Below are 20,637 nucleotides of genomic sequence, written 5' to 3'. Positions count from 1 at the left end.
GTGTTGTGCCCAGTATCTGCAGCCCTTTGGAGCGGGCATGGAGGGACGATGGAGATTGCGTGGAGAAACCGGCGGCGTTCAGCGAGGCGCGTGGTGCCCACCACGGTGGGCAACTACCAGAGCAGCGTCTGCCGCAACGCTGCGCCCTCAACGGCGCGCGTGCACCGGCCAGCGGATTTCGAAGGCACTGCCGCCACGTTCGGTAGCACGGCATCGCGCGGTTCCGTGATGTGCCACGGCAATCGCGCGCACCACCGCCAGCCCCAGCCCAGAGCCACCGCTCTGCCGCGAACGTGAGACATCGGTGCGCTGGAACGCCTCGAAGATGCTGTCACGCAGTTCGTCCGGCACGCCGGGGCCACCATCTTCCACGGCCACCGTGCAGTGCCCCTCCGCCAGCGTGACGCGTACCCGCAGCGGGCAGGGGATGGCATGGCGACGGGCGTTTTCCAGCAATGCCAGCACCGCCTGGCGGACGCGGGCCGGGTCGCAGTCCGCCAGCGACGGCCGCGCGTCCAGGCTCACCGAGAAGCCACTTTCGGTCAGCGCCTCGGACATCGCCTCCACCACTGCCGCCACCTGCACGCTGACATCGCTGCGCTGCAGGCGCAGGTCGAGATGGCCGCTCTCGGCCAGGCTCACCACGCGCAGGTCCTCGATGATGCGGGTCAGGCCCTCCAGCTGGGTCAGCATGCTGTTGAACTGTTCGGGGCCGGGCTCGAACACACCTTCGGCGATGCCTTGAAGACGCCCGCGCAGAATGGTCATCGGCGTACGCAGTTCATGCGCGATGGCGGCATTCCAGAACACCCTGTTCTCCGACATGCGGCTCAGGCGCTCCGCCATGGAGTTGAAATCGCTGACCAGCGCGGCCGCCTCGGCCATCGATGCATCACCACCGCGTGCACGGGCATCCAGATCGCCGCTGGCCACCCGGCGCAGGCTCTCGGCCACGGAGTTCAACGGGGTGATGATGCGACGGGTCAGGCGCGAGGCGACCAGCGTGGCGAAGATGACGACGACGGTGGCGGTCAGGCCGATCCACAGCCATTCCAGCCCGGACGGCATGATCGTTTCCGGCTCGTCATACCAGCGCGGATAGAACACCTCCATCAGGTAGTAGAACAGGTAGAAGCCGCTGATCGACAGCACCGTCGAACACAACGATGCGACCGTGATGGACAGCGTGATCTGGCGGCCGATGCTCTTGCCTTTGGGGTTCATCATTCAGTCCAGGAAACGATAGCCGACACCGCGGATGGTGGCGGGGATGCCGATCACGCCCACCTCTTCCAGCTTGCGGCGCAGCTTGCTGACGTGGCTGTCGACGGTGCGTTCCTGCGCATCGCCTTCGGGCAGGCAGGCATGCAGCAGGTCAACGCGTGCATGCACCTGGCGGGGAGCGCGGGCCATGTGCACCAGCAGGCGGAACTCGGTGAGCGTGAAACTCAAAGCATGCACGTGGTCATGGGTGCGCACGGTGACCTCATGGCTGCGCAGGTCGATCTCGAACGGCCCCTGGCGGATCAGCCCGTTGGGTTCTTCGACCACGGTACGAGCGCTGCGGCGCAGGACAGCCTGGATGCGCGCCACGATCTCGGCCGGGTTGAATGGCTTGGCCACGTAGTCGTCGGCACCCACGCGCAGGCCGGTCAGCTTGTCCACGTCCTGGTCGAGCGCGGTGAGCATGATCACCGGCGTGTTGCCGCGCCGGCGCAGTTCGCTCAGCACCTGCCAGCCGTCCAGCTTGGGCATCTGTACATCCAGCAGCACCAGGTCGGGGCGCAGCTGGCGGTGGCTGGCGAGGGCGGCTTCGCCGTCGGCAGCGCGGGCGCTGCGCAGGCCTGAACGAGCCAGGTAGGCGCCGAGGATGTCGGCGATTTCACCTTCATCTTCGGCAATCAGCACCAGGGGCGTCTGGCGCGTGCGGGCATCGGATTTCATTGCATGCTGCGGTTTCAAGTGAGGAATGGGAGACGCCGGCGACGGTGTCATCGCGGCCGTTCCAGGGTCTGCGCTTCTTCGTCGGCTGCCCACGCGAGCGTGGCCAGAACCAGCGTGTGCTGCAGGGCAGGCGCCAGTGTTGCGGTCCCGTGCAGGTGCTGTGCGAGCAGGGTCGATACGGTCGCAGGCAGCTTGTTCCACCGTGATTCCATGCCCGTTGCATCTACCCGGTCCTGCAGGCGTCGGGCCATGCGGACCAAGGCCCGCAGGCGCAGGGCAAGCAACGCGGCGACGAGGACAGCTGCTATCCCTGCAGGCATGAGGCTCACGTCAGCGCTGGAGGCGGACCAGGACGCGAGGCCGATCAGCGCCAGCGACGCCAAGGTGCCCGTGCGTGCCGAATGGGCGGGGCCTTCGCTGCGGAACCCCACCAGCGCGGCGGCTCCGGCACCTGCCAGCAGGGGCGGCGCCGGGTTCGCGCTGGCAAGCATCCAGGCGCTGGTCGACGCCAGTACCAGTGCAAGCAGCCACGGCGAAGGCGCGCACCAGGCAAGGTAGGCGCGGCGGACATCGATGGGAGGCAGGTCTGGAAACGGGAGAGACACGGCGGGGACGCAGTCGGCGAGGCCGACAAGGCTAAGGGCCGTTGATGGAGACTTGGTCGAGATTGTGTCGAGATTTCGTGGACGCGATCCGTGCCGTTCAGGAGCGGGCCCCGTGCCTGAACGGAGGTGCGGCCTCCATGCAATCTCCACAGTGGCTCCAAGAAACATCCACCACCACCTTCCAGACTGCGGATTCTGCGGTCACATCCGGTGGCTGCGTGCATGCGAGCCTTCCGATGAACAACCGCAGGACCTGGATCATTGCCGCAATCGTTGCGCTTCTTGCAGGGGGTACCGGCTGGTGGCTGTTTGCCGAGGGTGATGATGCCGCGCTGATCACGGCGCCGGCAAGGGTGGCGGACCTGGAAAAGACCGTGCAGGCCGTTGGCCGGGTCAACCCCAAGGAACTGGTGGCGGTGGGGGCGCAGGTATCGGGCCAGGTCAAGCGCCTGCATGTGGTGCTGGGCCAGCGTGTGCACGCTGGCGACCTGATTGCCGAAGTGGATTCGCAGCCGCAGCACATCGCCCTGCGCAGCGCCGAAGCGGCTGCCAACACGCTGCGTGCCCAGCATGCGGCCAGCGAGGCGCGCTATGCCCAGGCCATCCGCGTGCATGAGCGCCAGGCGCAGCTGGTGGCGTCGCGGCTGGTTTCGCAGGAAGGTTTCGAGACCGCACGGGTGGCGCGCGAAGCGGCGCGCTCGGACGTCGCAGCGCTGCAGGCACAGATCGACCAGGCGGTGACCCAGGTGGAAACCGCGCGGATCAACCTGGGCTACACCCGCATCCTCTCACCTTCCGACGGCTACATCGTGGCCATCGTCACCAAGGCCGGGCAGACGTTGAACTCGATGCAGACCACGCCGACCATCGTGATGCTGGCCCAGATGGACACGATGACGGTTCGCACCGAGATCGCGGAGGCCGATGTGGAACTGATCGCGCCTGGCCAACCCCTGTGGTTCTCCACGCTGGGGCCGGGCGGACGCCGCTACGAATCGCATCTGCAGCAGCTTGAACCTGCACCATCGTCGATTGCCGACGTGGCCACCGGCAATACCGGCGGATCGGCGCAGACGCCGAAGGCGGTGTACTACGCCGGGCTGTTTGACGTACCCAATCCGGGCCTGAAACTGAAGCCGTCGATGACGGTGAAGGTGATGATCCAGCTGGCGCGCGCCGCCAATGCACTGCAGGTGCCGTTGACGGCAGCGTCCGAGAGCGACGACAAGGCGGGCAACCGCGCGACCGTACAGGTGATCGATGCCAAGGGCCGCGCCCGCGAGCGCGTGGTGACGACCGGCCTGCGCACCGCTACTGCGGTGCAAATCCTGTCCGGCCTCAAGGCAGGCGAGAACGTGGTGGTCGGGCAGGCGCCCAGCGGCGCGGAAGCCGAGCCCACCAGCCTGCTGGGGATGTGAGCATGGCCGACGCGCTGCTGGAACTGCATGGCGTATCGCGCGCCTATCGCTCGGCCGCCGGCGAGGTGGTGGTGTTGAAGGACGTGTCACTGCGCATCGAGGCGGGCGAGTTCATCGCCATCATCGGCCCGTCCGGTTCGGGAAAGTCCACACTGATGAACATCCTGGGCTGCCTGGACCGGCCAACCGAAGGCAGCTACCGCGTGCAGGGCGCAGCAACCGAGCAGATGTCACCGGATGAACTGGCGCACCTGCGTCGCGAGCATTTTGGCTTCATCTTCCAGCGCTACAACCTGATGGAGAACCTGAGCGCCACGGAGAACGTGGCGCTGCCGGCGGTCTATGCCGGCGTGGATGCCGATGCGCGCACCGCCCGTGCGCGCATGCTGCTGGAAACACTGGGGTTGGGTGAGCGCACCACGAACCGGCCCAGCCAGCTGTCCGGCGGCCAGCAACAGCGCGTTTCCATTGCGCGTTCGCTGATGAACGGCGGCGCCATCGTGCTGGCCGATGAGCCGACCGGCGCGCTGGATCATGCCAGCGGCAGGCAGGTGATGGCGGAGCTCAAGCGCCTGCATGCGCAGGGCCATACCGTGATCCTGGTGACCCATGATGCAGCGATTGCCGCGCACGCTACACGCGTGATCGAGATCGCAGACGGTCGGGTCGTATCCGACCGTGGTACGGGTGATCCTCCGGTTGCACGCAATGCTGCTGCCCACGAACGCAGTCCAGAACCGGGCGCCGCGCGCCGCGCGCGCCTGGATGCAATCAGGGAAGCTGCACGGATGGCGGTGCGTTCGATGCTGGCCCACCGGCTGCGCACCTTGCTGACCATGCTGGGCATCATCATCGGCGTGGCTGCAGTGGTGACCGTGGTTGCATTGGGCAAGGGCGCACAGGCGCAGGTCGAGTCACAGATCAACGAGCTGGGTGCCAGTACGCTGGACATCTTCCCGGGCGCGGACTTTGGTGACCCGCGCTCGGCAGAGATCGAAACGCTGGTCGTGGACGATGCCGATCACCTGGCCGCATTGAGTTACGTAGACAGCGTAAGCCCCAATCTGAGCGGTTCGGTGGCCGCACTGCAGGGCAACCGGCGCGCCAATACGCAGGTGCTTGGCGTGGGCGCTGATCTACCGCGGGTACGCGGGCTGCGACTGAAGGCGGGCCGGTTCTTCACCGATGCCGAGGTGGAAGCGCATCGTGCGGTGGGCGTGGTCGACCAGAAGGCGGCCAAGGCATTGTTCAACGGCAATCCGATCGGTGGCACGGTGCTGCTGGGAGGCATGCCGGTGGAAGTGATCGGCGTGGTCGGTCCAAACACGTTTGCCGGCGGGGCGACGCCGACGGTCTATGTGCCCTACACCTCCGCGTCCTCGCGCCTGCTTGGCAGCCAGCGGCTGGAGAGCATCACCGTACGCGTGCGGGATGACGTGCCAACCACCGCCGCGGAGGCCTCGCTGGGCGCGGAGCTGCAACGCCTGCACGGCCGGCGTGATTTCTTCATCTACAACGCCGACCAGATCCGCAAGGCGGTGATGAAGTCCAGCCAGACCATGGCGGCACTGGTTTCGGCCATTGCTGCGGTGGCGCTGGTAGTGGGAGGCGTAGGCGTGATGAACATCATGCTGGTATCGGTGAAGGAGCGCGTGCGCGAGATTGGCGTGCGCCTGGCGGTGGGTGCCCGGCAGGGCGACATCCTGCGCCAGTTCCTGATCGAGGCGGTGCTGATCTGCCTGTTCGGTGGCGTGCTGGGCGTGCTGTTCGCATTCGGCGTGGGCGCGCTGTCCAGCCTGCTGTCGCTGGGCGTGCCGTTCCTGTTCACGCCTGGACCGGTGCTCGCCGCGCTGGCGTGTTCGTCTGCCATCGGGCTCGGTTTCGGCTACTTCCCGGCGCGCAGTGCTGCGCAGCTGGACCCGATCCAGGCGTTGGCGGCGGAGTAGGGTCGCGGCCGCTGCGGGGAGGGTCTCAGGTTGCAGGTCGCGGGTGCGTGCGCACGCGTGCGCGCTCGCGGTACAGACGACTGTCGGCACGCTGCAGGGTGTCGGCCACCGACTCACCCGGCACGTGGTGGGTCGCGCCCAGCGAGAAGGGCGTGGGCGAGCGACCGGCCTGCTGCGTATACCACTGCTCCAGCGCGGCCAACCTCCCCGGCTCCGGGCAGGTCAGCACCACCATGAACTCGTCGCCGCCCATGCGCACTACGCTTTCCATTGCCCCCAGTGGCGCGCGCAGGAAGGCGGCGAACTCGACCAGCACGGTGTCACCCCGTGCATGGCCCTGCGTATCGTTGATCTGCTTGAAATGATCCAGATCGAACATCAGGCAGGCCCAGGGGTGATCAACCAGCTCGTCCAGGCGCGGCAGGAAGCGGCGGTTGTAACTCTGGGTCAGCGGATCCTTGAAGGACATCTCGCGCAGCTGCTGCTCCTGCATCCGCAGTGCGGTCACATCCTGCGCATGGCCCAGCACATAGGGAGGGTTCGCCTCACTGTCGAGCACGTTGTGATACGCCCAGAAATGGCGGGTGCCATCGGCGGCGATCAGTTCGATGACGCCGGCATCGGTGTGGTTGACCGTGATCCGCGCGAGATAGGCCTTGAATGCAGCACGCTTCTCGGGAGGCATCAGATCACACAGGCTGCGCCCGATCATATGACTTTCATCGAAGCCCAGCGACTGCACGGCCGCCGGGTTCACCGATGTCAGCACGCCCTCCAGCGTGTGCGTGCAGATCAGGCCAAGGCTGTAGTGGAACAGGCGCCGGTAGCGCGTCTCGCTCGCCTCCAGGGCATCCAGCGCGGCACGCTCCTCGGTGATGTCCTGGATGGCACCGACCAGGCGAGGGTGCCCATCCACCTGCTGACGGCCTCCGACCACCCGGGTCCAGATGGAGCGCCCATCGGCGGTGGTCATCGGCAACTGCACGTCCCATGAGGTGCCTTCATCGATGCAGCGCCGCACCGCGCTGCGGATGATGTTGCGACTGTCCTCGCGATAGAAGGACAGCGCGGTATCGAACGTGGGTTGATAGTTGCCGCGTACGCCGTGGATCTGCTTGGTTTCGCGGGTCCAGCGCACTTCGTGGGAGAGCAGGTCCATCTCCCAGCCACCCACCCGTGCCGCGCGGTTGGTACGTTCCAGGAAGTCCTCGCTGCGTTTCAGTTCGCGGTGCAGTGCCTTGGCCTGGCCGACCTGCGCCATCAGGGTGCTGCGCTGTTCCAGCACCTGGGTGGTGACCCGCGCCAGATGCACCATCAGTTCGCGCTGCGAGGGCGACAGCACGCCCGGCATCGGATCGAGCAGGCACAGTGTTCCGATACGGGCGCCCTGCGCCGAGCCAAGCGGGATTCCCGCGTAGTGACGGATGCGCGGACCACCGGTCACCAGAGGATTGGTGGAGAAGCGAGGGTCCTGCCGTGCATCCGGGATCTCGAACAGTTCATCCTGCTCGATGGCGTGGGTGCAGAACGAGATATCGCGTGCAGTCTCGCTGACACCCTCGAGACCGATATTGGCCTTGAACCATTGGCGCTCCTCGGCTACCACCGAGATCAGGCCCATGGTCATGCCGGTCGCTGCGCGGGCGGCAGCAACGATTGCATCGAACACCGGTTCGGCTGGCGTGTCGAGCAGGTGCAGGCGGTCGATTTCAAGCAGGCGGTCGGCTTCGTCCATGGCGCGTGGCGTGACTGGAGGCGAGGGCGGTAGCAACAGGCGTCGGCATGACGCTATGTGAGCATGTGTTATCTATCGCCACAGCTGGGTGATGTGGGTGTGAGTCCTGGAACAACCGCATCTGCCATGTGATCGGATGCACAGAATTCTGCCGTGAAGGCGTGCTCAGAAGCCGATCACCACATCGTTGAGTGGTAGTTGCTGCTGGCGTGGCTCTGCGGGCAGCGCGGTCCAGGGCTCCCCCTGGCCGAACAGCTGCGCTTCGGATTCCGGGCCGAAGTACTGGAACCGATCGAACACATAGGGCATGCCCTCCGAGCCTTCGAAGCGGACGCCGTTGGACAGCTGGAAGTGCAGATGGGGCGCCGCGGAGTTGCCCGACTGGCCCAGCGCGCCCAGCGCCTGCCCGCGCTGCACGCGCTGGCCGGGCTTGACCTTGATGCTGCCCGTGCGCAGGTGGGCATAGCTGGCGAACACCCCGGGTGAAATTTCCAGCACCACGTAGTTGCCGAACAGGCCGTGGCTGGTCAGTGACGCCGGTTCGGGCTGCGGGGTAAGGGGAGGGTGCTCCGGCTCGCCATCGCGTACATCGCGGACTTCGCCGTCGGCGACGGCAATCACCGGCGCGGCATAGCCCACCCAATCCTGGTGGCGCGCGTTCTGCAGATGCTCGGGAGCGGCATGCACCGCACGCCCCCGTGCATCCACGCCGACCAGATCGAGCGCGAACCGCTGCGGGATGGTCAGCGCGCCATTCACCGCCACCAGGCTACCCCAATGGTGCGACCGCGCGGCGCCCGGGCCTTCATGCGCGAGCCAGCGGCCTCCCGCCAGTGGTGGCCCGAGCACTGGTAGCGCCTGTGTGGCGACGTTGACCGCTGCGCCATCAAGCGTCGTGATTCCGGCCTTTTCTGTGGCGAAATCGATGTGGTGACGAAGCACGTGGGGAATCGGTGCATCCGCTGGCAGTGTCAGCCACACGAACACGACCAGGCGCTTGCCGGCAGCGATCGAGGGTGACGCACCGTCGGCGGCGGCGGGACGCACCCATGTGGACAGCGCACTGGCGTCCATGTCCAGCAGTGGCGAGGCAGAGCTGTCCGCGAACACCTGCAGCCCCTGCGGCCGCAGCGTGCCGGTGTCGCCGTAGAAATTGCTGATGTGCAGTTCGTAGGCGAGATGGCGTGCGCCGTCACTGCCGGTAAACGGCGCGGGCGCGAACGGTATGCGGGCCTCGACAGGTGCCAACGGCGGCGTTGCAGCGGTGGCTGCGGTGATCACAGCGCCGGGCAGCAGCGCAGCCATCAGCAGCCCGCGACCGACGCCAAGCAGGTTGCGTGGACAGGGCATTTCAACGCCCCTTGGGGTTGAGGTACAACCGCGCCCCATCCGTTTCACGATACCCCGACCAACGCCCTCCGCCCGACGCGCGGAAACGCCCGAATACGGTGTTGCTGGTGTCGGTCAACAGCAACTGGTTGCCCGACAGCACCCAGCGGTTGGCCGAGAAGAAGCCATCCGGGCAGCCGGCAGGCACATAGGCACTGTAGCCACCGAACCATTCGATGTTCTTCAGCTCGATGGTGCAGCTGCTGCCGTTCTCCTGGCCCAGTGTCCAGCTGCCGAACAGGTCGCTGTCGCGCACATCGCGGTCATCGCGCCGGCGGTCATGGCCCCAGTCATCGCTGTTGTCGTGGAAGCTGAAGTCCACGTCCATCCCTTTGCTTTCGCTGCGTGTCCCGGACTGCGAGCTGCCGCTGGTGGTGGTCTGGGTGGTCATCGCGCCACTGGTCCGGGTCTCGGTGCTGCTCGATTGTGTGGTCTGTTCGGTACGGGTGGTTTGTTCGCCGAAGCCGAACGAGGCATCCTGGGCCAGGGCGGGCAGGGCCAGGCAGCACAGCGCGGACAGGCAGCTACGGGCAAGCAGGGCAGCCATCGCAGGATCCTCGGAAGGGTGGGCCGCGCGAGTATCGAGCCGGTGGGGTGGGAGACCGTGTGAGGGCGGCTCAATCGGCCATCACCCGCCCGATGGCATCGGCCAGCAGGGCGCGCACGCGCGCCGGCGGCAGGTCCGGATCGCGCACGGCACGCATCGCCAGGCCCTCCACCAGCAACCGCAGCAACAGGGTGCGGCCGGCAATCCGCTCTTCGTCCAGAACCTTGCCAAGGCTGGCATCGCGTTGGCGCAGCCAAGCCTGGATGGCGGCGCTGGTCTGCTTGTCATGGGTACGCAGCACACCGGCCAGCTCCGGATCGCGATGGGCCTCGGCGTTGATTTCCGCGTACAGCGCCACGCTGGCGATGGCATTGCCATGGATCGGCAGCACTTCGCCGCGCGCCCATTGCTGGTAGCACTCCAGCAGTCCGTCGACCAGATCGGACGCGGCCGGCATCGCGCTGATCGATGCCTGGTCGTGGCGCAGCTGGCGTTCGATCAGGGCCAGGATCAGGGCGCGCTTGTTGGCGAAATAGCGGTACATCAGCCCCTGGCTGATCTCGGCCTCGGCGGCGATGTCGCCGATGGAACCGGCATGGAAACCGCGGGTGATGAAGCACTTCTGGGCGGCGTCGAGGATGCGGCGGCGCTGGGCCTCGGCATGGGCTGCAGCAGGATCTTCGGTGGTCGGGGCTTCGGCGGATTTCGGCGTCATTGCGTGCGGTCAGGGCGTCCAGAGGCGGGATAGTACGTCACAAAAGGTGTGAATGAACGGTCATTCATTTGTAATTCCCGCCTCCCAGACTGCGCCGGCCTTCTCCTTCCGCGAATGAGTCCGATGCGCCACGCCACGCTGCACCGCCCGTTGCTCACCCTCGCCATCGCCGCCGCGCTGCCGGCGCTGGCCCATGCCGAAGACAGTCCGGGCGCCGACGCCAGCGCGTCCGCCGATGCCGCACGCACCGTGGTCGCCCTCGACCAGGTGATGGTGACCGCGCAGAAGCGTGCCACCAACCTCCAGGAGACACCCATCTCGGTGTCGGTGGTCGATGCCGAAGCGCTGAAGGATCGCAGCGCGATCTCACTGGGCAGCCTGTCCGATGGTTCCATTCCATCGTTACGGGTCACGCCGTTTGCCACCCGCAGTTCGGCGCTGAATATCGGGATCCGCGGCATCGGTGCCTCCGGTGATGCCAACCAGCCAGCCCGCGACGCGGGCGTCGGCATCTATGTCGATGGTGTGTTCATGGGCCGCGCGCAGGGCCTGGGCAGCATGCTCTACGACGTGGAGCGCATCGAAGTGCTGAAGGGCCCGCAGGGCACGCTGTTCGGCCGCAATACCGAAGGCGGCGCGGTGAGCATCGTGACCAAGGCGCCGACCGGCGAGTTTGGTGGCAGCGTCAGCGCAGGGGTGTCCAACTTCAGCGGTTACAACAGCGCACTGCACCTGGACCTGCCCAAGGTGGGCGATGTCAGCTTCAAGATCGACGCCGTGCAGGCCAAGCGCGGTGGCACCACCGACAATCCCATGCGCGGCGAGCGTGACTTCAACAGCTATGACAAGCGTGGCGCCCGCCTGAGCGCGCTGTGGCAGCCGAGTGATGACTTCTCGCTGCTGTATGCCTTCGACCGCTCCTACGATGCCACCACGCCGTACCATACCCAGGTGCTGGTACCGGGTGCCTACCTCAGCCCGCTGCAGAAGGCCGGCGCCAGCCAGGACCGCCGCGACAGCGCCATCCTGGGCGGGCCGCAGGAAGACAACATCGGCCGCACCAGTGGCCATCTGTTGAACCTGTCGTGGACATTGAGTGACACCCTTGAGCTGAAGTCGATCAGCTCCTACCGCGAACTGACCCAGGGCCAGTTCGACATGGGCCTGGTCGATGCGATATCGGCCTACGGTGGCGCCGGCACGCCGTTCGGGCGTTACAGCCTGGCGCAGGTCTACCAGCACCAGTACAGCCAGGAATTCCAGCTGATTGGAAACACCTCGCAGGTGCAGTTCCTTGGCGGTGCGTTCTACTACCACGAGACCGCTGGCGACAATGCGCAGACCCCGAACATGCTGGTGTGGGGGCCGGGTGGCAACAGCTACACGGTGAACCCCGCGACCAATCCGCTGGATCTCTCCCGCGTGCGCATCGACCGTGCCAGCAAGGCGTGGACTGACAGCCTGGGCGTGTTCGGGCAGGCTACTTGGACGCCGGAAGCAATGCAGCGCCTGCACCTGACCGCGGGTGGTCGCTACACCCGTGATGACAAGAAGGGCAGCCTGTACATCGTCAACGGCACGGCAACGAACCTTGCATTCAAGGACCGCTGGAGCCGCTTCGACCCGATGGTCAACATCGCCTACGACCTGGGCGAGCACGCGATGGTCTATGCCAAGTACAGCACCGGCTTCAAGGCCGGCGGTGCCAACTCGCGTTCGACCAACTACAGCGCGTTCGGCCCGGAAGAGGTGACGGCCTACGAGCTCGGCTTCAAATCGCAGTTCTGGGACAACCGTGCCCGCCTGAACCTGGCGGTGTTCGATTCCACCATCGCACACAAGCAGATGGACTTCTCGCTGCCGTTCGACCCGAACAGCGGTGAAACCCGCACCACCATGGTCACCACCAACGCGCTGAGCGATGGCAAGTCCCGGGGTGCGGAGCTGGAATTCAACGTGATGCCGGTGGACAACCTCACCCTCGGCCTCAACTACGCCTATACGAAGATCGATGCGCAGACAGCATCCGACCCGTTCGGCGCTGGCGTGCAGGTGACCGTGCAGCCGCTGCTGGCACCGAAGAATGCGGGCAGCCTGTCGGCCGACTATCTGGTGCCGTTCGCCAACTTCTCGGCGCTGAAGTTCCATGTGGACGGCAACTGGTCTGATGGGTACTACACCAGCGAATACGACCAGATGCTCACCGACAGTTCGTTCGTGGTGAATGCACGGGTGGCGCTGGTGGATGTGCCGGTCAACAGCACCGGCACCACGATGTCGTTCTCGTTGTGGGCACGCAACCTGCTGGATGAGCAGCACCTGTTCTACAAGATCAACAGCGCGGCACTGGGCCAGAGCGGCATCTTCAACGACCCGCGTACCTTCGGCCTGGAAATGGCCGTCAACTTCTGATTCGAACGGAGAACCCCATGAAGACCCGCCATACCGAACTCGCGCTGGCCCTGATGCTGGGCCTGCCGCTGACCGCGACGGCTGTTGTCGCTGATGCGCCACAGGCTGTTGCCGCGAAGACGACGGCCGCCGCCAATGTGAAACCCGTCGCAGCCGATGCGCAGCGGGTGATCCCGCTGCAGGGCGCCTGGAACGTGCGCACGTTCGCCGGCCTCCAGGGCCGCCACGGCCCGATTCCGGCCGATGCGTTCGTGCGTACCGCTGACCTCGGCCGCCTGACCGACGCCGACCGTGATGCACTGGTCGCCGCCGGTGTGAAGCTGGACATCGACCTGCGCACCGCCGATGAGGAAGCACAGTCACCGGACGTGCTGGCCAGGGACGACCGCTTCGACTACCAGCGTATCTCGCTGATGGGTACGGAGAAGATGGACCTGCAGAAGATGATGACCAGCTTCCCGGATTCGCTGGGCGAAGCCTATGTGCAGTGGCTGGGTCACAGCCAGCCGCAGTTCAAGCAGGTGTTCCAGCGCATCGCCGCGCAACAGGACGGTGCGGTGCTGTTCCATTGCACGGCCGGCAAGGACCGCACCGGCATCATCGCCGGGCTGTTGCTGGACCTGGCCGGCGTGCCCAAGGCCGAGATCGTGCACAACTACGCGATCTCCGCGCATTACCTGGAAGGGCAGCCGAAGGACAGCGCGATGAACGCGCAGATCATGGCGCTGGTCAAGCAGAACCCGGAGATCGGCCGCAGGATGGCAGGCATGGCCGGTACCGCGCCGGACAACATGGAGCAGTTCCTGGCGGCGCTGCACCGCCAGTACGGTGGTGCGGAAGGGTACCTGAAGTCGATCGGGGTCAGCGAGCAGGAGATCCAGCAGTTGAAGGTGCGGCTGGGTCAGGCCGGCTGAGCAGGGCGGTGGCCAGGTAGGGGCTCCCCCGCAGCGATCTGCGGGCGAGCCCACGGGTTCCGCGCCGGTCTTGACCGGTGGTGGGCCGAGGCCCACACCGGCTACAGCATTTCGAACGCCGCCAGTTTGCAGGTGGCCGAATAGCGGAACACGATCGAGGAATTTCCCGGTGCGCTGGCGCCCTGGCCATCCTGGAAGGTCGCCTGCACCAGGCTGCCATTCAATTTCGCTGCCAGAACCGCTGCGTACATGGCCTTTCCACCATCCGTAGCGGTATCAATCCAGATCATGGAGTGATCGCAGGAGCAGCCGGTCAGCGGCACTGTCATGCCGAAACCAGCGACGCCCTGCGACGGGATCAGGCCCGCGACTTTTCCGATGACGTTGCACACCTTCTGGGCATGGGCGGGGCCCGTCGCGGCGCCTACCGCCATGGCGACCAGAAGCCCCGCGACCGCTCTTGGAATGCGCTGCATGAACCTGCTTCCTTGTTGGGTTGTGCAACAGCGTAGCGCAGCGTGGAACCGCTGGCCGAAGTTTTCAATCCCCGTCCGGCTTCACCCTCACCACTCGCTTCCGGTACTCGTAGACGTTGTCACCACGGATGCGCTTCTCCTCGGTGCCGGTGACCCTGCCCACCTGCTGGTCCGAGCCGGTGATGGGCTTCGCCTCGATCTCGGTTTCATGTTCGAAGGAGTGGGATTTGTCGGTGTTGCGGTAATAGCGGTACAGCGCCCAGTACAGCGCGGTTGCGCCGGCCGGACCTGCCGCCAACAGCCAGAGGCCACTGTCGTCGCTCATGTCGATGCCACCAGGAATGCTATTGCGAGGGCTTCAATGACGGTGCCGGTGGCCAGTGCCGCCAGCAGCATCTTCCATTGCTGCACGGGTACGCTGCCCATGGTCTCGCCGGTGCGGCCATTCACTGCGATGTAGTGCAGCATGCCGCCGTTCTTTCCAGGCTGGTGGTAGGAGTACAGCCACACCGGCAGGTACATCGATACCCAGCGGGTACCATGCACCTCCAGCTGTTCCTGTTCCCAGCGCACGCCACGGTTGTAGCGCTTCACCGAACCTTCCACCTGCGAACGGGCAATCGACAGCAGCTGGTCTTCCAGTCGCGGCCGCAGTTTCTCCACGTCCAGGTTACGCTTCTCCGAAGTGAAGCCGGCCAGGTACGAGGCGTTCCACTTCACCGCGTTCTTGGTGTCGAACGGCAGGATGGTGTTGATGATGTTGTTGGTGTTGGCGCGGGTATCGAGATTCCCGCGCTCGGCCGAGGATTCCAGTGGCAGGTCATCGACGGTGAAATCCACCTGGCGCTCGACCTGGTAGACATCGGCGTCGTACAGGGTGCGCTTGTTCTTCTCGCTGCCCACCGTGTATTCGCGCGTCCTGATCTCGCCCTTGCCGGCCACGGCCGCGCTGACATTGCTGTCGACGATCATGTAGGGCAGGAACACGCCCACCACGTTCTCCGGGGTGAACTGGTCCTTGAATGCCTTCAGCGCGAACATTCGGCGCTTGTCGACGAACTGGCGGATGCGCGCGACCGCGTCGTCCTTCCTGATATGGAAGGGCAGCACCGCATCAGGCACCGCGCCATTGCTGATCTGTTCGTTGACGCCGAAGACGTGGCGGCACCAGTGGCAGCGGGCTGTCATCGTGCTTTCGGTATTGACCGTGACTTCGGCGCCGCAGCCGGTGCACTTGAACGTCATCAATGCCGAGGTGTCGGCGTCGATGTCGCGTGCGCCGGAGGCGACGACGGTGCCGCGCAGCTGGTCGATGGCCTCACCCAGCCCGAATTCCTCCTCGACCCGCGCACCATGCCATTCGTGACGGCAGTACAGGCAGACCAGGATATCGGTGCCGGCCTTGGGCCGGATGTCGGTGGCGCCGCACTTCGGGCAGCGGTTGAGGCCATCCTTCAGCTCGCTGGCCGAGGTGTCGATGGCGACCGGATCAGGCGCTTCCACTTCATCGCGGATCGCCTGCGGCAGCTTCGAGGTGTCCAACGGGAAGCTGCCGGGCAGGGGAGGGACGTCCTGCGGCGAACCCGGCCCATCCAACGACGCCGCCGGCAAGGGCGGCGGCGTCGCGGGCAGGGATCCGGGCAGCGGCGGTGGGCCGTTTCGGGGATCGGACATGTTGTGTATGCGTCCTGCCGGTTACAGGCCCAGTGCCTTGGCCTTGAGTGCGTCGTAGTCACTCTGCGTGATCAGGCCCAGGTCCAGCATTTCCTTGGCCTTCTTCAGCTTGGCGACCGGGTCGTCCGCAGCCGGGGCCACCGGCTGCTGCATGCCGCCGACACCGAACATGCCAGATGCCATGCCGACACCGACCAGGCCTGCCGCGCCGCCATTCTCGCCTGCCGACTGGATGCCCTGGGCAACACTGGCCTGCAGGTTGGAGTTGCCACGCGCACCGGACAGCGCATCGGCGCGCTGCACGGTCTTCAGCAGTTCGCGGGTGTTGGCGTCGTATTCGATGGAGACGATGGCGGTCTTGACGATGGCCAGGCCGCGGTCCGACTTCCACTGGTAGCCCTGCTCGACCGCGGCCGACAGGCTCTGCGCGAAGCCCAGCGAGTCCTGCTGCAGCTTGGTGATGCGGTTGCCCTTGCCTGGATCGTTGGTGTACAGGCTGAAGGCCGGTGCCAGCGAGCCGACCACTTCATTGAACAGCTGGCTGGCGGCGGCATTGTCCAGATCGGTGAAGTCGAACACCTGGCCGGGCCGCAGGTAGCTGGCCGGTACGAAGTTCTTCACGAACAGGATCGGGTCGACGATCTTCAGCGTGTACGAGCCACGGGTGACCGCGCCGACCTGGGTGTTGAGGAAGCCGTCGTCCCAGTAGATTTCCGACTGGGTGCCGAAGCGGTTGTCCGGCAGCTCCTTCAGCGAGACAAAGTAGGCGGCCTGCTGCGAGCCCGGCTGGCCGCCGAACTTGAACCGCTCCCAGCTCTGCTTGATGAAGGTGCTGACCAGGCCGTCGCCGGCAAAGATCGACTGCGAGTTCAGATCGTCCGAGCGCCACTCATAGCCACCCGGTTCGGCGACGAACGCAGTGATCGCGCCGTCCTGGAACAACAGGAGGCCGTAACCTTCGGGCACGATGATCTTCGAGCCGTTGGTGATGATGTTGGACGAGCCGCTGGTGTTGGAGCCGCGGCCGGCATTGGTGCCCTGCGGCACCGCCGCGAACAGCGCCGCCGTGGACGGCAGGCCCGCCGGCACGGTGTAGAAGTCCTTCCACTGGTCGGCCAGAACACCGCCAACCGCACCCTTCACCGCCTGTACCAGACCCATGTCCAACTCCCTGTGATTCGAGGGCAGGCACCGTGCCTGCCGAGCTGGACTGAATATAGCAGCGGTGGGGGCGGCAGTAGTGCCGGAACATGAATCCGGATCAGCGCCGGCCAGGGCCGGTTGGCCCGGCCCGTACAGCCTGCAGCACGGCAGCCATGTCCAGCGCCCCCGACCCGGACGCAAGTGCCTGTGCGAACAGCGCATCGCTGGCGTCGATCAAGGGCGCATGCATGCCCACCTCATGGGCGGCAGCAGCCACCAGCCCACTGTTCTTGCGCACGTCGGTGATCGACGCCTGCACGGTGAAGTCACCACGGACCATCTTGTCCAGCTTGATGCGGGAAACTTCGCTGGCCATCGGTCCTGCGTTGAGCACCTGCGCGAAGCGGTCCAGCTCGATGCCGTGGGCTTCGGCGAAGTGCACCGCTTCGGCCAGGCCGGTGACCAGAGTGATCAGGTACAGGTTCACCGCCAGTTTCATGCGCAGCGCGGACGGCACTGCACCACAGCACACCGTTTGCCTGCCCATCGGTGCAACCAGTGGGGCGGCCGCCGCGAGGTCGGCATCCGCACCGGCCAGCAGGATCACCAGCTGCGCCGCTTCGGCCTGCACCCGTGAGCCGGATACCGGCGCTTCCACGTAGCGGCCGCCCGCGGCACGGATCTGCTCGTCCAGCGCCTGCGAGTACGCTGCCGAGCTGGTGCCCATGTTGATCAGCAGGCGGCCCTCGACCCGCTCGCCGAACGCCGCACCATGTCGATCGAGCACGCTGTCGATGGCATCGTCATTGGCCAGCATCAGGATGAGGGTGTCGCAGGCCGCGAATACCTCGTCCACTGTCCCGCAGACGTCGATGCCGGCGGTGCGCGCGGCAGCATGGTTGCGGTCGGAGCGCGACCAGCCACGCACGATGTGGCCGGCATGCGCCAGATGCGCCGCCATCGGCGTTCCCATCACGCCCAGGCCGATGAATCCAACGGGCATGGCCGACTCCAGATCTGGACAGGGCGCCCATCATGACGCAGATGGGCGCCCTGTGGCTCAGGTGCCCGCACGCAGGATCAGTGCGTAGCCCACCAGCAGCAGGACGCACAGCGGCAGTGTGACGAAGGAGGCGATCATCCAGCGCAGCGCCTTGCGCGATGCCACCGTGGCCGGGCCGATCTGGCCGGCGGCGAGCAACGAGGAGGTGCGGTTGGCGTAGACCGTGGCGACGATGCCGAAGGGCCAGAAGCCACCGAAGATGCTCAGGATCGCCCACATCAGATGGTTCTTCGGGGCCGCCGGGGTGGTGTGTTCCATGTATTGAATCTCCTTGATCGGGGGAGCGGATTATGTGGTCCGTTCCCGGTGCAGGACAGGGGCGGAATACTGCGCGCTGAGCAGACATCGCTGGGCCGCGCCAGAGCCTGTGAAAAAGGGTGCTTCCTGCCGGTGCGGCAACCTGTGAGGCGTGAAGGCGCCTGGATGCCATGGATATTCACGTGATTATCATCATGTTTCTCTTGAAGCTCCGATTCGATAATCGGAAACGCCGGCGCTGTGAAGACGCCGGCGGGCTCCTGATCCGTCCGACGTCCGCATCGTCGACCCACCGACGGCGACCCCCTGGGTGCATGGGGGCGGACAGCGTGCGCGTTGATCTGTGCGTGCAGCGGCTGGCGCGAAGCGCGGCGTAGGCATCGCAGCATCACGCAATGAAGCCAGACGCTACGCATTGCGCGATCGCCTGGTGCAGAAGCACCGGGGCGCCATTCGCAAGGGGAGTTTCAATGCACAGGCAAGTCAGTGAGATGTTGCAGCGCGCCTATCAACCCTACCGGTCCTTGCCCGACCTGCTGGGTGCGTTCGTCAAGGAGTTCTCGCAGCACCATGCATTGCGCGGAGGTCGCGTCCATCTGCGCGGCCCTGGCGCCAACGCGTCGGAAACAGGCCACGACGCGGGCGGTACGCGGGCGCGCGGCGGCAGCCAGCGCTTGCCGATCCGCTATGGCGGCGAAGTACTGGGTGAGCTGCAACTGGAAGGGGACGCCGGTGATCTGGACAGCAGTGCGCTGGCGCTGGGCGAGGTGTTCGCACACCGTTGCGCGCACCTGATCAAACGCTACGAGGCGCAGGCCTGGGCGGAGCAGACGCTCAGCCGGTCGTTGTTGCTGGTGGGTGCCTGCGACGCGCTGAAGCGGATGGAGGAGTTCGTCGAGCGCGCCGCCGCCAGCCGGCTGCCGGTGCTGCTGCGTGGCGAGTTCGGCACCGAGAAGATGGAGCTGGCCGCTGCCCTGCACAGTTGCGGCCCGCGCCGGCGCGGACCCTTCGTCGAGGTCAACTGCGCCCATCCGCAGGAAGGACCCGCCGACTGGTTCGACCGGGCCCGTGGCGGAACCGTGTACTTCCATGAGGTGGACGAACTTCCGGTGCCGCTGCAGGCGCAACTCTCGCATTGCATTCGCGGCCTGCAGCCAGCCTCGACCGACGCCGGTTCTGCGCGCGCGATCCGGGTCATCGCCTCGACCAGTGCCGACCTGGAGCAGCGCGTGCGGGAACGCCAGTTCTCGCGCGCACTGCTGGCCGGGCTGGAGTTCCTGACCGTGGACATTCCCCCGCTGCGCGAGCGCAGCGAGGACGTCGATGCGCTGGTGGCGCGTTCGCTGCAGCTGCATGGGTTCAACCCGCAGGTCATCAGCGAAGATGTGCTGGAAGCGCTGCGCGGCCATGACTGGCCGGGCAATCTTCTGGAGATGGAGCGTGTGGTGGTCCGTCTTGCGGTGATGACGGGTGGCCGCAACATCCGCCGCGAGGACGTGCTGCGCCATGCACCAGGGTTGAAGCTGGCCTGCACCGGTCCTGCCGGCAGCGAGATGCCTCTGCGGCGTGCGGACGATCCGCTGGCGGGCGTGCCGGTGCCTGTGCCGGAACCGGCTGCGACGGACCCCGCGGCTGCTTCACGCGAGGGCCTGCACGAGGGCCTCAAACGTGCGCTGGCTTACCTGAAGGATCACGCCGCCGAACCGGTGACGCTGGGTGACCTGGCTCGTCAGGCGCATGTCAGCCAGTCACACCTGGGCTTCCTGTTCCGCAGCGAACTGGGCACCACCTTCAAGCTGCTGCTGCAGCAGCTGCGCATCGAACACGCCAAGCAACTGCTGCGCGGTGGCCAGCGCCTGCGCATCACCGATGTCGCGCTGCAGGTCGGCTTCGGCGACCTGAGTCATTTCGAGAAGAGTTTCCGGCGCGTGGTCGGGGTCAGCCCGCGCAGCTATCGCCGCACGACGGAGCAATGAAAAGCCCCGGCGCAGGCGCGGGCCTGGCCGGGGCTGGTCATCGCCGGAGCGGGCGCTATCTGGCGCTCGCTTCGGTCGCGCGACGCACCGCTTCTTCGGCGGCCTCGTCGGCAAGTCGCGCCGCGTGGCTGGCAGCCTCGACGGCCTGCTGCGACACCGCCATTGCCGCGCGGATGCCTTCCTCGCTGGCGGCCATTGCCGCATCGGCCAGCTCCTGCGCGATCTGCATGGGGGTCTTGCCGCCGGGATGGTCCGGTGTGGGGAACGGAGAGGGCGGGATCGGGAAGGTCATCGCTGGAACTCCTTCTGGGGCTGGGGATGGGGGACCGCCGTTGCGGTCCCCCAGGATATGGCGCAATGCCGCCTGGGCATCGGCCAGGATCTGTTGGGCCTGCTGCCGTGCGGCCACGCGCCCGGCAGCG

The 20,637-nt window shown here is 66.2% G+C and carries 19 protein-coding genes; 5 read left to right on the top strand and 14 right to left on the bottom strand.

What is annotated here, in order from left to right:
• Positions 1-147: 147 nt before the first annotated feature.
• Genes EZ304_RS01430 through EZ304_RS01420 form a run of 3 tightly spaced genes read right to left on the bottom strand, consistent with a single transcriptional unit; the run spans position 148 to position 2,549 of the window.
• Positions 148-1,224: an ATP-binding protein gene (locus EZ304_RS01430; RefSeq protein ID WP_142806032.1), complete on the bottom strand. Its 1,077-nt coding sequence runs from the start codon at positions 1,222-1,224 to the stop codon at positions 148-150.
• 3 nt (positions 1,225-1,227) lie between these two features.
• A complete protein-coding gene (locus EZ304_RS01425; protein ID WP_099551042.1) occupies positions 1,228-1,944 on the bottom strand; it encodes a response regulator in 717 nt (238 codons plus the stop codon).
• Between the two features lie 47 nt (positions 1,945-1,991).
• Positions 1,992-2,549, bottom strand: coding sequence for a hypothetical protein (locus EZ304_RS01420; protein ID WP_260678189.1), 558 nt, complete (start codon positions 2,547-2,549; stop codon positions 1,992-1,994).
• 236 nt (positions 2,550-2,785) lie between these two features.
• Here EZ304_RS01420 and EZ304_RS01415 point away from each other — a divergent pair, with 236 nt between their 5' ends.
• Both EZ304_RS01415 and EZ304_RS01410 read left to right on the top strand, forming a co-directional pair.
• A complete protein-coding gene (locus EZ304_RS01415) occupies positions 2,786-3,967 on the top strand; it encodes an efflux RND transporter periplasmic adaptor subunit (RefSeq protein ID WP_142806031.1) in 1,182 nt (393 codons plus the stop codon).
• A gap of 2 nt (positions 3,968-3,969) precedes the next feature.
• Entirely contained in the window at positions 3,970-5,913 is a 1,944-nt protein-coding gene (locus EZ304_RS01410) for a MacB family efflux pump subunit (protein WP_142806030.1), read from the top strand.
• 25 nt (positions 5,914-5,938) lie between these two features.
• Here the strand turns inward: EZ304_RS01410 and EZ304_RS01405 are convergent, their stop codons facing one another.
• The 4 genes from EZ304_RS01405 to EZ304_RS01390 all read right to left on the bottom strand — a co-directional run bounded on the left by EZ304_RS01405 (position 5,939) and on the right by EZ304_RS01390 (position 10,299).
• Positions 5,939-7,648 (bottom strand): sensor domain-containing diguanylate cyclase, encoded by a 1,710-nt coding sequence (locus EZ304_RS01405; protein WP_142806029.1) that lies wholly within the window; start codon positions 7,646-7,648, stop codon positions 5,939-5,941.
• A 165-nt stretch (positions 7,649-7,813) separates the two neighbouring features.
• Positions 7,814-8,998: a M23 family metallopeptidase gene (locus EZ304_RS01400; RefSeq protein WP_185959209.1), complete on the bottom strand. Its 1,185-nt coding sequence runs from the start codon at positions 8,996-8,998 to the stop codon at positions 7,814-7,816.
• 1 nt (position 8,999) lies between these two features.
• Positions 9,000-9,584, bottom strand: a complete 585-nt coding sequence (locus EZ304_RS01395) for an AprI/Inh family metalloprotease inhibitor (RefSeq protein WP_142806027.1) — start codon at positions 9,582-9,584, stop codon at positions 9,000-9,002.
• A gap of 70 nt (positions 9,585-9,654) precedes the next feature.
• The gene (locus EZ304_RS01390) at positions 9,655-10,299 is read right to left on the bottom strand and encodes a TetR/AcrR family transcriptional regulator (RefSeq protein ID WP_099551036.1); all 645 of its coding nucleotides are present in this window, start codon (positions 10,297-10,299) and stop codon (positions 9,655-9,657) included.
• Between the two features lie 123 nt (positions 10,300-10,422).
• On the opposite strand from EZ304_RS01390, the gene EZ304_RS01385 reads away from it, so the two are divergent.
• Positions 10,423-12,711 carry a TonB-dependent receptor gene (locus tag EZ304_RS01385; RefSeq protein ID WP_185959208.1) on the top strand — a complete coding sequence of 763 codons (2,289 nt, stop codon included), beginning with the start codon at positions 10,423-10,425 and terminating at the stop codon, positions 12,709-12,711.
• A 17-nt stretch (positions 12,712-12,728) separates the two neighbouring features.
• On the top strand, positions 12,729-13,625 hold the full coding sequence (locus tag EZ304_RS01380; RefSeq protein WP_142806025.1) for a tyrosine-protein phosphatase: 897 nt from the start codon (positions 12,729-12,731) through the stop codon (positions 13,623-13,625).
• A gap of 101 nt (positions 13,626-13,726) precedes the next feature.
• Here the strand turns inward: EZ304_RS01380 and EZ304_RS01375 are convergent, their stop codons facing one another.
• The 6 genes from EZ304_RS01375 to EZ304_RS01350 form a co-directional block, all read right to left on the bottom strand.
• Positions 13,727-14,101: a hypothetical protein gene (locus EZ304_RS01375; RefSeq protein WP_142806024.1), complete on the bottom strand. Its 375-nt coding sequence runs from the start codon at positions 14,099-14,101 to the stop codon at positions 13,727-13,729.
• 64 nt (positions 14,102-14,165) lie between these two features.
• Positions 14,166-14,426: a hypothetical protein gene (locus tag EZ304_RS01370; RefSeq protein WP_099551032.1), complete on the bottom strand. Its 261-nt coding sequence runs from the start codon at positions 14,424-14,426 to the stop codon at positions 14,166-14,168.
• Positions 14,423-15,775, bottom strand: a complete 1,353-nt coding sequence (locus tag EZ304_RS01365) for a TFIIB-type zinc ribbon-containing protein (protein ID WP_142806023.1) — start codon at positions 15,773-15,775, stop codon at positions 14,423-14,425. Before EZ304_RS01365 ends, EZ304_RS01370 begins: the two co-directional genes overlap by 4 nt.
• Before the next feature lie 21 nt (positions 15,776-15,796).
• On the bottom strand, positions 15,797-16,936 hold the full coding sequence (locus EZ304_RS01360; RefSeq protein WP_099551030.1) for an SPFH domain-containing protein: 1,140 nt from the start codon (positions 16,934-16,936) through the stop codon (positions 15,797-15,799).
• 100 nt (positions 16,937-17,036) lie between these two features.
• Positions 17,037-17,921 carry an NAD(P)-dependent oxidoreductase gene (locus EZ304_RS01355; RefSeq protein ID WP_142806022.1) on the bottom strand — a complete coding sequence of 295 codons (885 nt, stop codon included), beginning with the start codon at positions 17,919-17,921 and terminating at the stop codon, positions 17,037-17,039.
• A 57-nt stretch (positions 17,922-17,978) separates the two neighbouring features.
• Positions 17,979-18,239 carry a CD225/dispanin family protein gene (locus EZ304_RS01350; protein WP_142806021.1) on the bottom strand — a complete coding sequence of 87 codons (261 nt, stop codon included), beginning with the start codon at positions 18,237-18,239 and terminating at the stop codon, positions 17,979-17,981.
• Between the two features lie 470 nt (positions 18,240-18,709).
• On the opposite strand from EZ304_RS01350, the gene EZ304_RS01345 reads away from it, so the two are divergent.
• The gene (locus tag EZ304_RS01345; protein ID WP_142806020.1) at positions 18,710-20,215 is read left to right on the top strand and encodes a helix-turn-helix domain-containing protein; all 1,506 of its coding nucleotides are present in this window, start codon (positions 18,710-18,712) and stop codon (positions 20,213-20,215) included.
• Positions 20,216-20,270: 55 nt separating this feature from the next.
• Here EZ304_RS01345 and EZ304_RS01340 read toward each other — a convergent pair whose 3' ends face one another.
• Entirely contained in the window at positions 20,271-20,507 is a 237-nt protein-coding gene (locus EZ304_RS01340) for a hypothetical protein (protein WP_142806019.1), read from the bottom strand.
• Positions 20,508-20,637 lie beyond the last annotated feature (130 nt).

The sequence above is a fragment of the Stenotrophomonas maltophilia genome, from assembly GCF_006974125.1.
Classification (GTDB): Bacteria; Pseudomonadota; Gammaproteobacteria; order Xanthomonadales; family Xanthomonadaceae; genus Stenotrophomonas; species Stenotrophomonas maltophilia_O.
The sequence above is the reverse complement of the archived record's forward strand: the minus strand, read 5'-3'. Positions and strand labels throughout refer to the sequence as shown.

What these genes read in the sequence shown, in the direction of transcription:
- EZ304_RS01425 (WP_099551042.1), bottom strand. Translation starts at nt 1,944, where the DNA reads ATGAAATCCGATGCCCGCACGCGCCAGACGCCCCTGGTGCTGATTGCC.
- EZ304_RS01430 (WP_142806032.1), bottom strand. Translation starts at nt 1,224, where the DNA reads ATGAACCCCAAAGGCAAGAGCATCGGCCGCCAGATCACGCTGTCCATC.
- EZ304_RS01365 (WP_142806023.1), bottom strand. Translation starts at nt 15,775, where the DNA reads ATGTCCGATCCCCGAAACGGCCCACCGCCGCTGCCCGGATCCCTGCCC.
- EZ304_RS01415 (WP_142806031.1), top strand. Translation starts at nt 2,786, where the DNA reads ATGAACAACCGCAGGACCTGGATCATTGCCGCAATCGTTGCGCTTCTT.
- EZ304_RS01370 (WP_099551032.1), bottom strand. Translation starts at nt 14,426, where the DNA reads ATGAGCGACGACAGTGGCCTCTGGCTGTTGGCGGCAGGTCCGGCCGGC.
- EZ304_RS01355 (WP_142806022.1), bottom strand. Translation starts at nt 17,921, where the DNA reads ATGCCCGTTGGATTCATCGGCCTGGGCGTGATGGGAACGCCGATGGCG.
- EZ304_RS01390 (WP_099551036.1), bottom strand. Translation starts at nt 10,299, where the DNA reads ATGACGCCGAAATCCGCCGAAGCCCCGACCACCGAAGATCCTGCTGCA.
- EZ304_RS01360 (WP_099551030.1), bottom strand. Translation starts at nt 16,936, where the DNA reads ATGGGTCTGGTACAGGCGGTGAAGGGTGCGGTTGGCGGTGTTCTGGCC.
- EZ304_RS01385 (WP_185959208.1), top strand. Translation starts at nt 10,423, where the DNA reads ATGCGCCACGCCACGCTGCACCGCCCGTTGCTCACCCTCGCCATCGCC.
- EZ304_RS01340 (WP_142806019.1), bottom strand. Translation starts at nt 20,507, where the DNA reads ATGACCTTCCCGATCCCGCCCTCTCCGTTCCCCACACCGGACCATCCC.
- EZ304_RS01380 (WP_142806025.1), top strand. Translation starts at nt 12,729, where the DNA reads ATGAAGACCCGCCATACCGAACTCGCGCTGGCCCTGATGCTGGGCCTG.
- EZ304_RS01345 (WP_142806020.1), top strand. Translation starts at nt 18,710, where the DNA reads ATGCACAGGCAAGTCAGTGAGATGTTGCAGCGCGCCTATCAACCCTAC.
- EZ304_RS01400 (WP_185959209.1), bottom strand. Translation starts at nt 8,998, where the DNA reads ATGCCCTGTCCACGCAACCTGCTTGGCGTCGGTCGCGGGCTGCTGATG.
- EZ304_RS01405 (WP_142806029.1), bottom strand. Translation starts at nt 7,648, where the DNA reads ATGGACGAAGCCGACCGCCTGCTTGAAATCGACCGCCTGCACCTGCTC.
- EZ304_RS01410 (WP_142806030.1), top strand. Translation starts at nt 3,970, where the DNA reads ATGGCCGACGCGCTGCTGGAACTGCATGGCGTATCGCGCGCCTATCGC.
- EZ304_RS01375 (WP_142806024.1), bottom strand. Translation starts at nt 14,101, where the DNA reads ATGCAGCGCATTCCAAGAGCGGTCGCGGGGCTTCTGGTCGCCATGGCG.
- EZ304_RS01350 (WP_142806021.1), bottom strand. Translation starts at nt 18,239, where the DNA reads ATGGAACACACCACCCCGGCGGCCCCGAAGAACCATCTGATGTGGGCG.
- EZ304_RS01395 (WP_142806027.1), bottom strand. Translation starts at nt 9,584, where the DNA reads ATGGCTGCCCTGCTTGCCCGTAGCTGCCTGTCCGCGCTGTGCTGCCTG.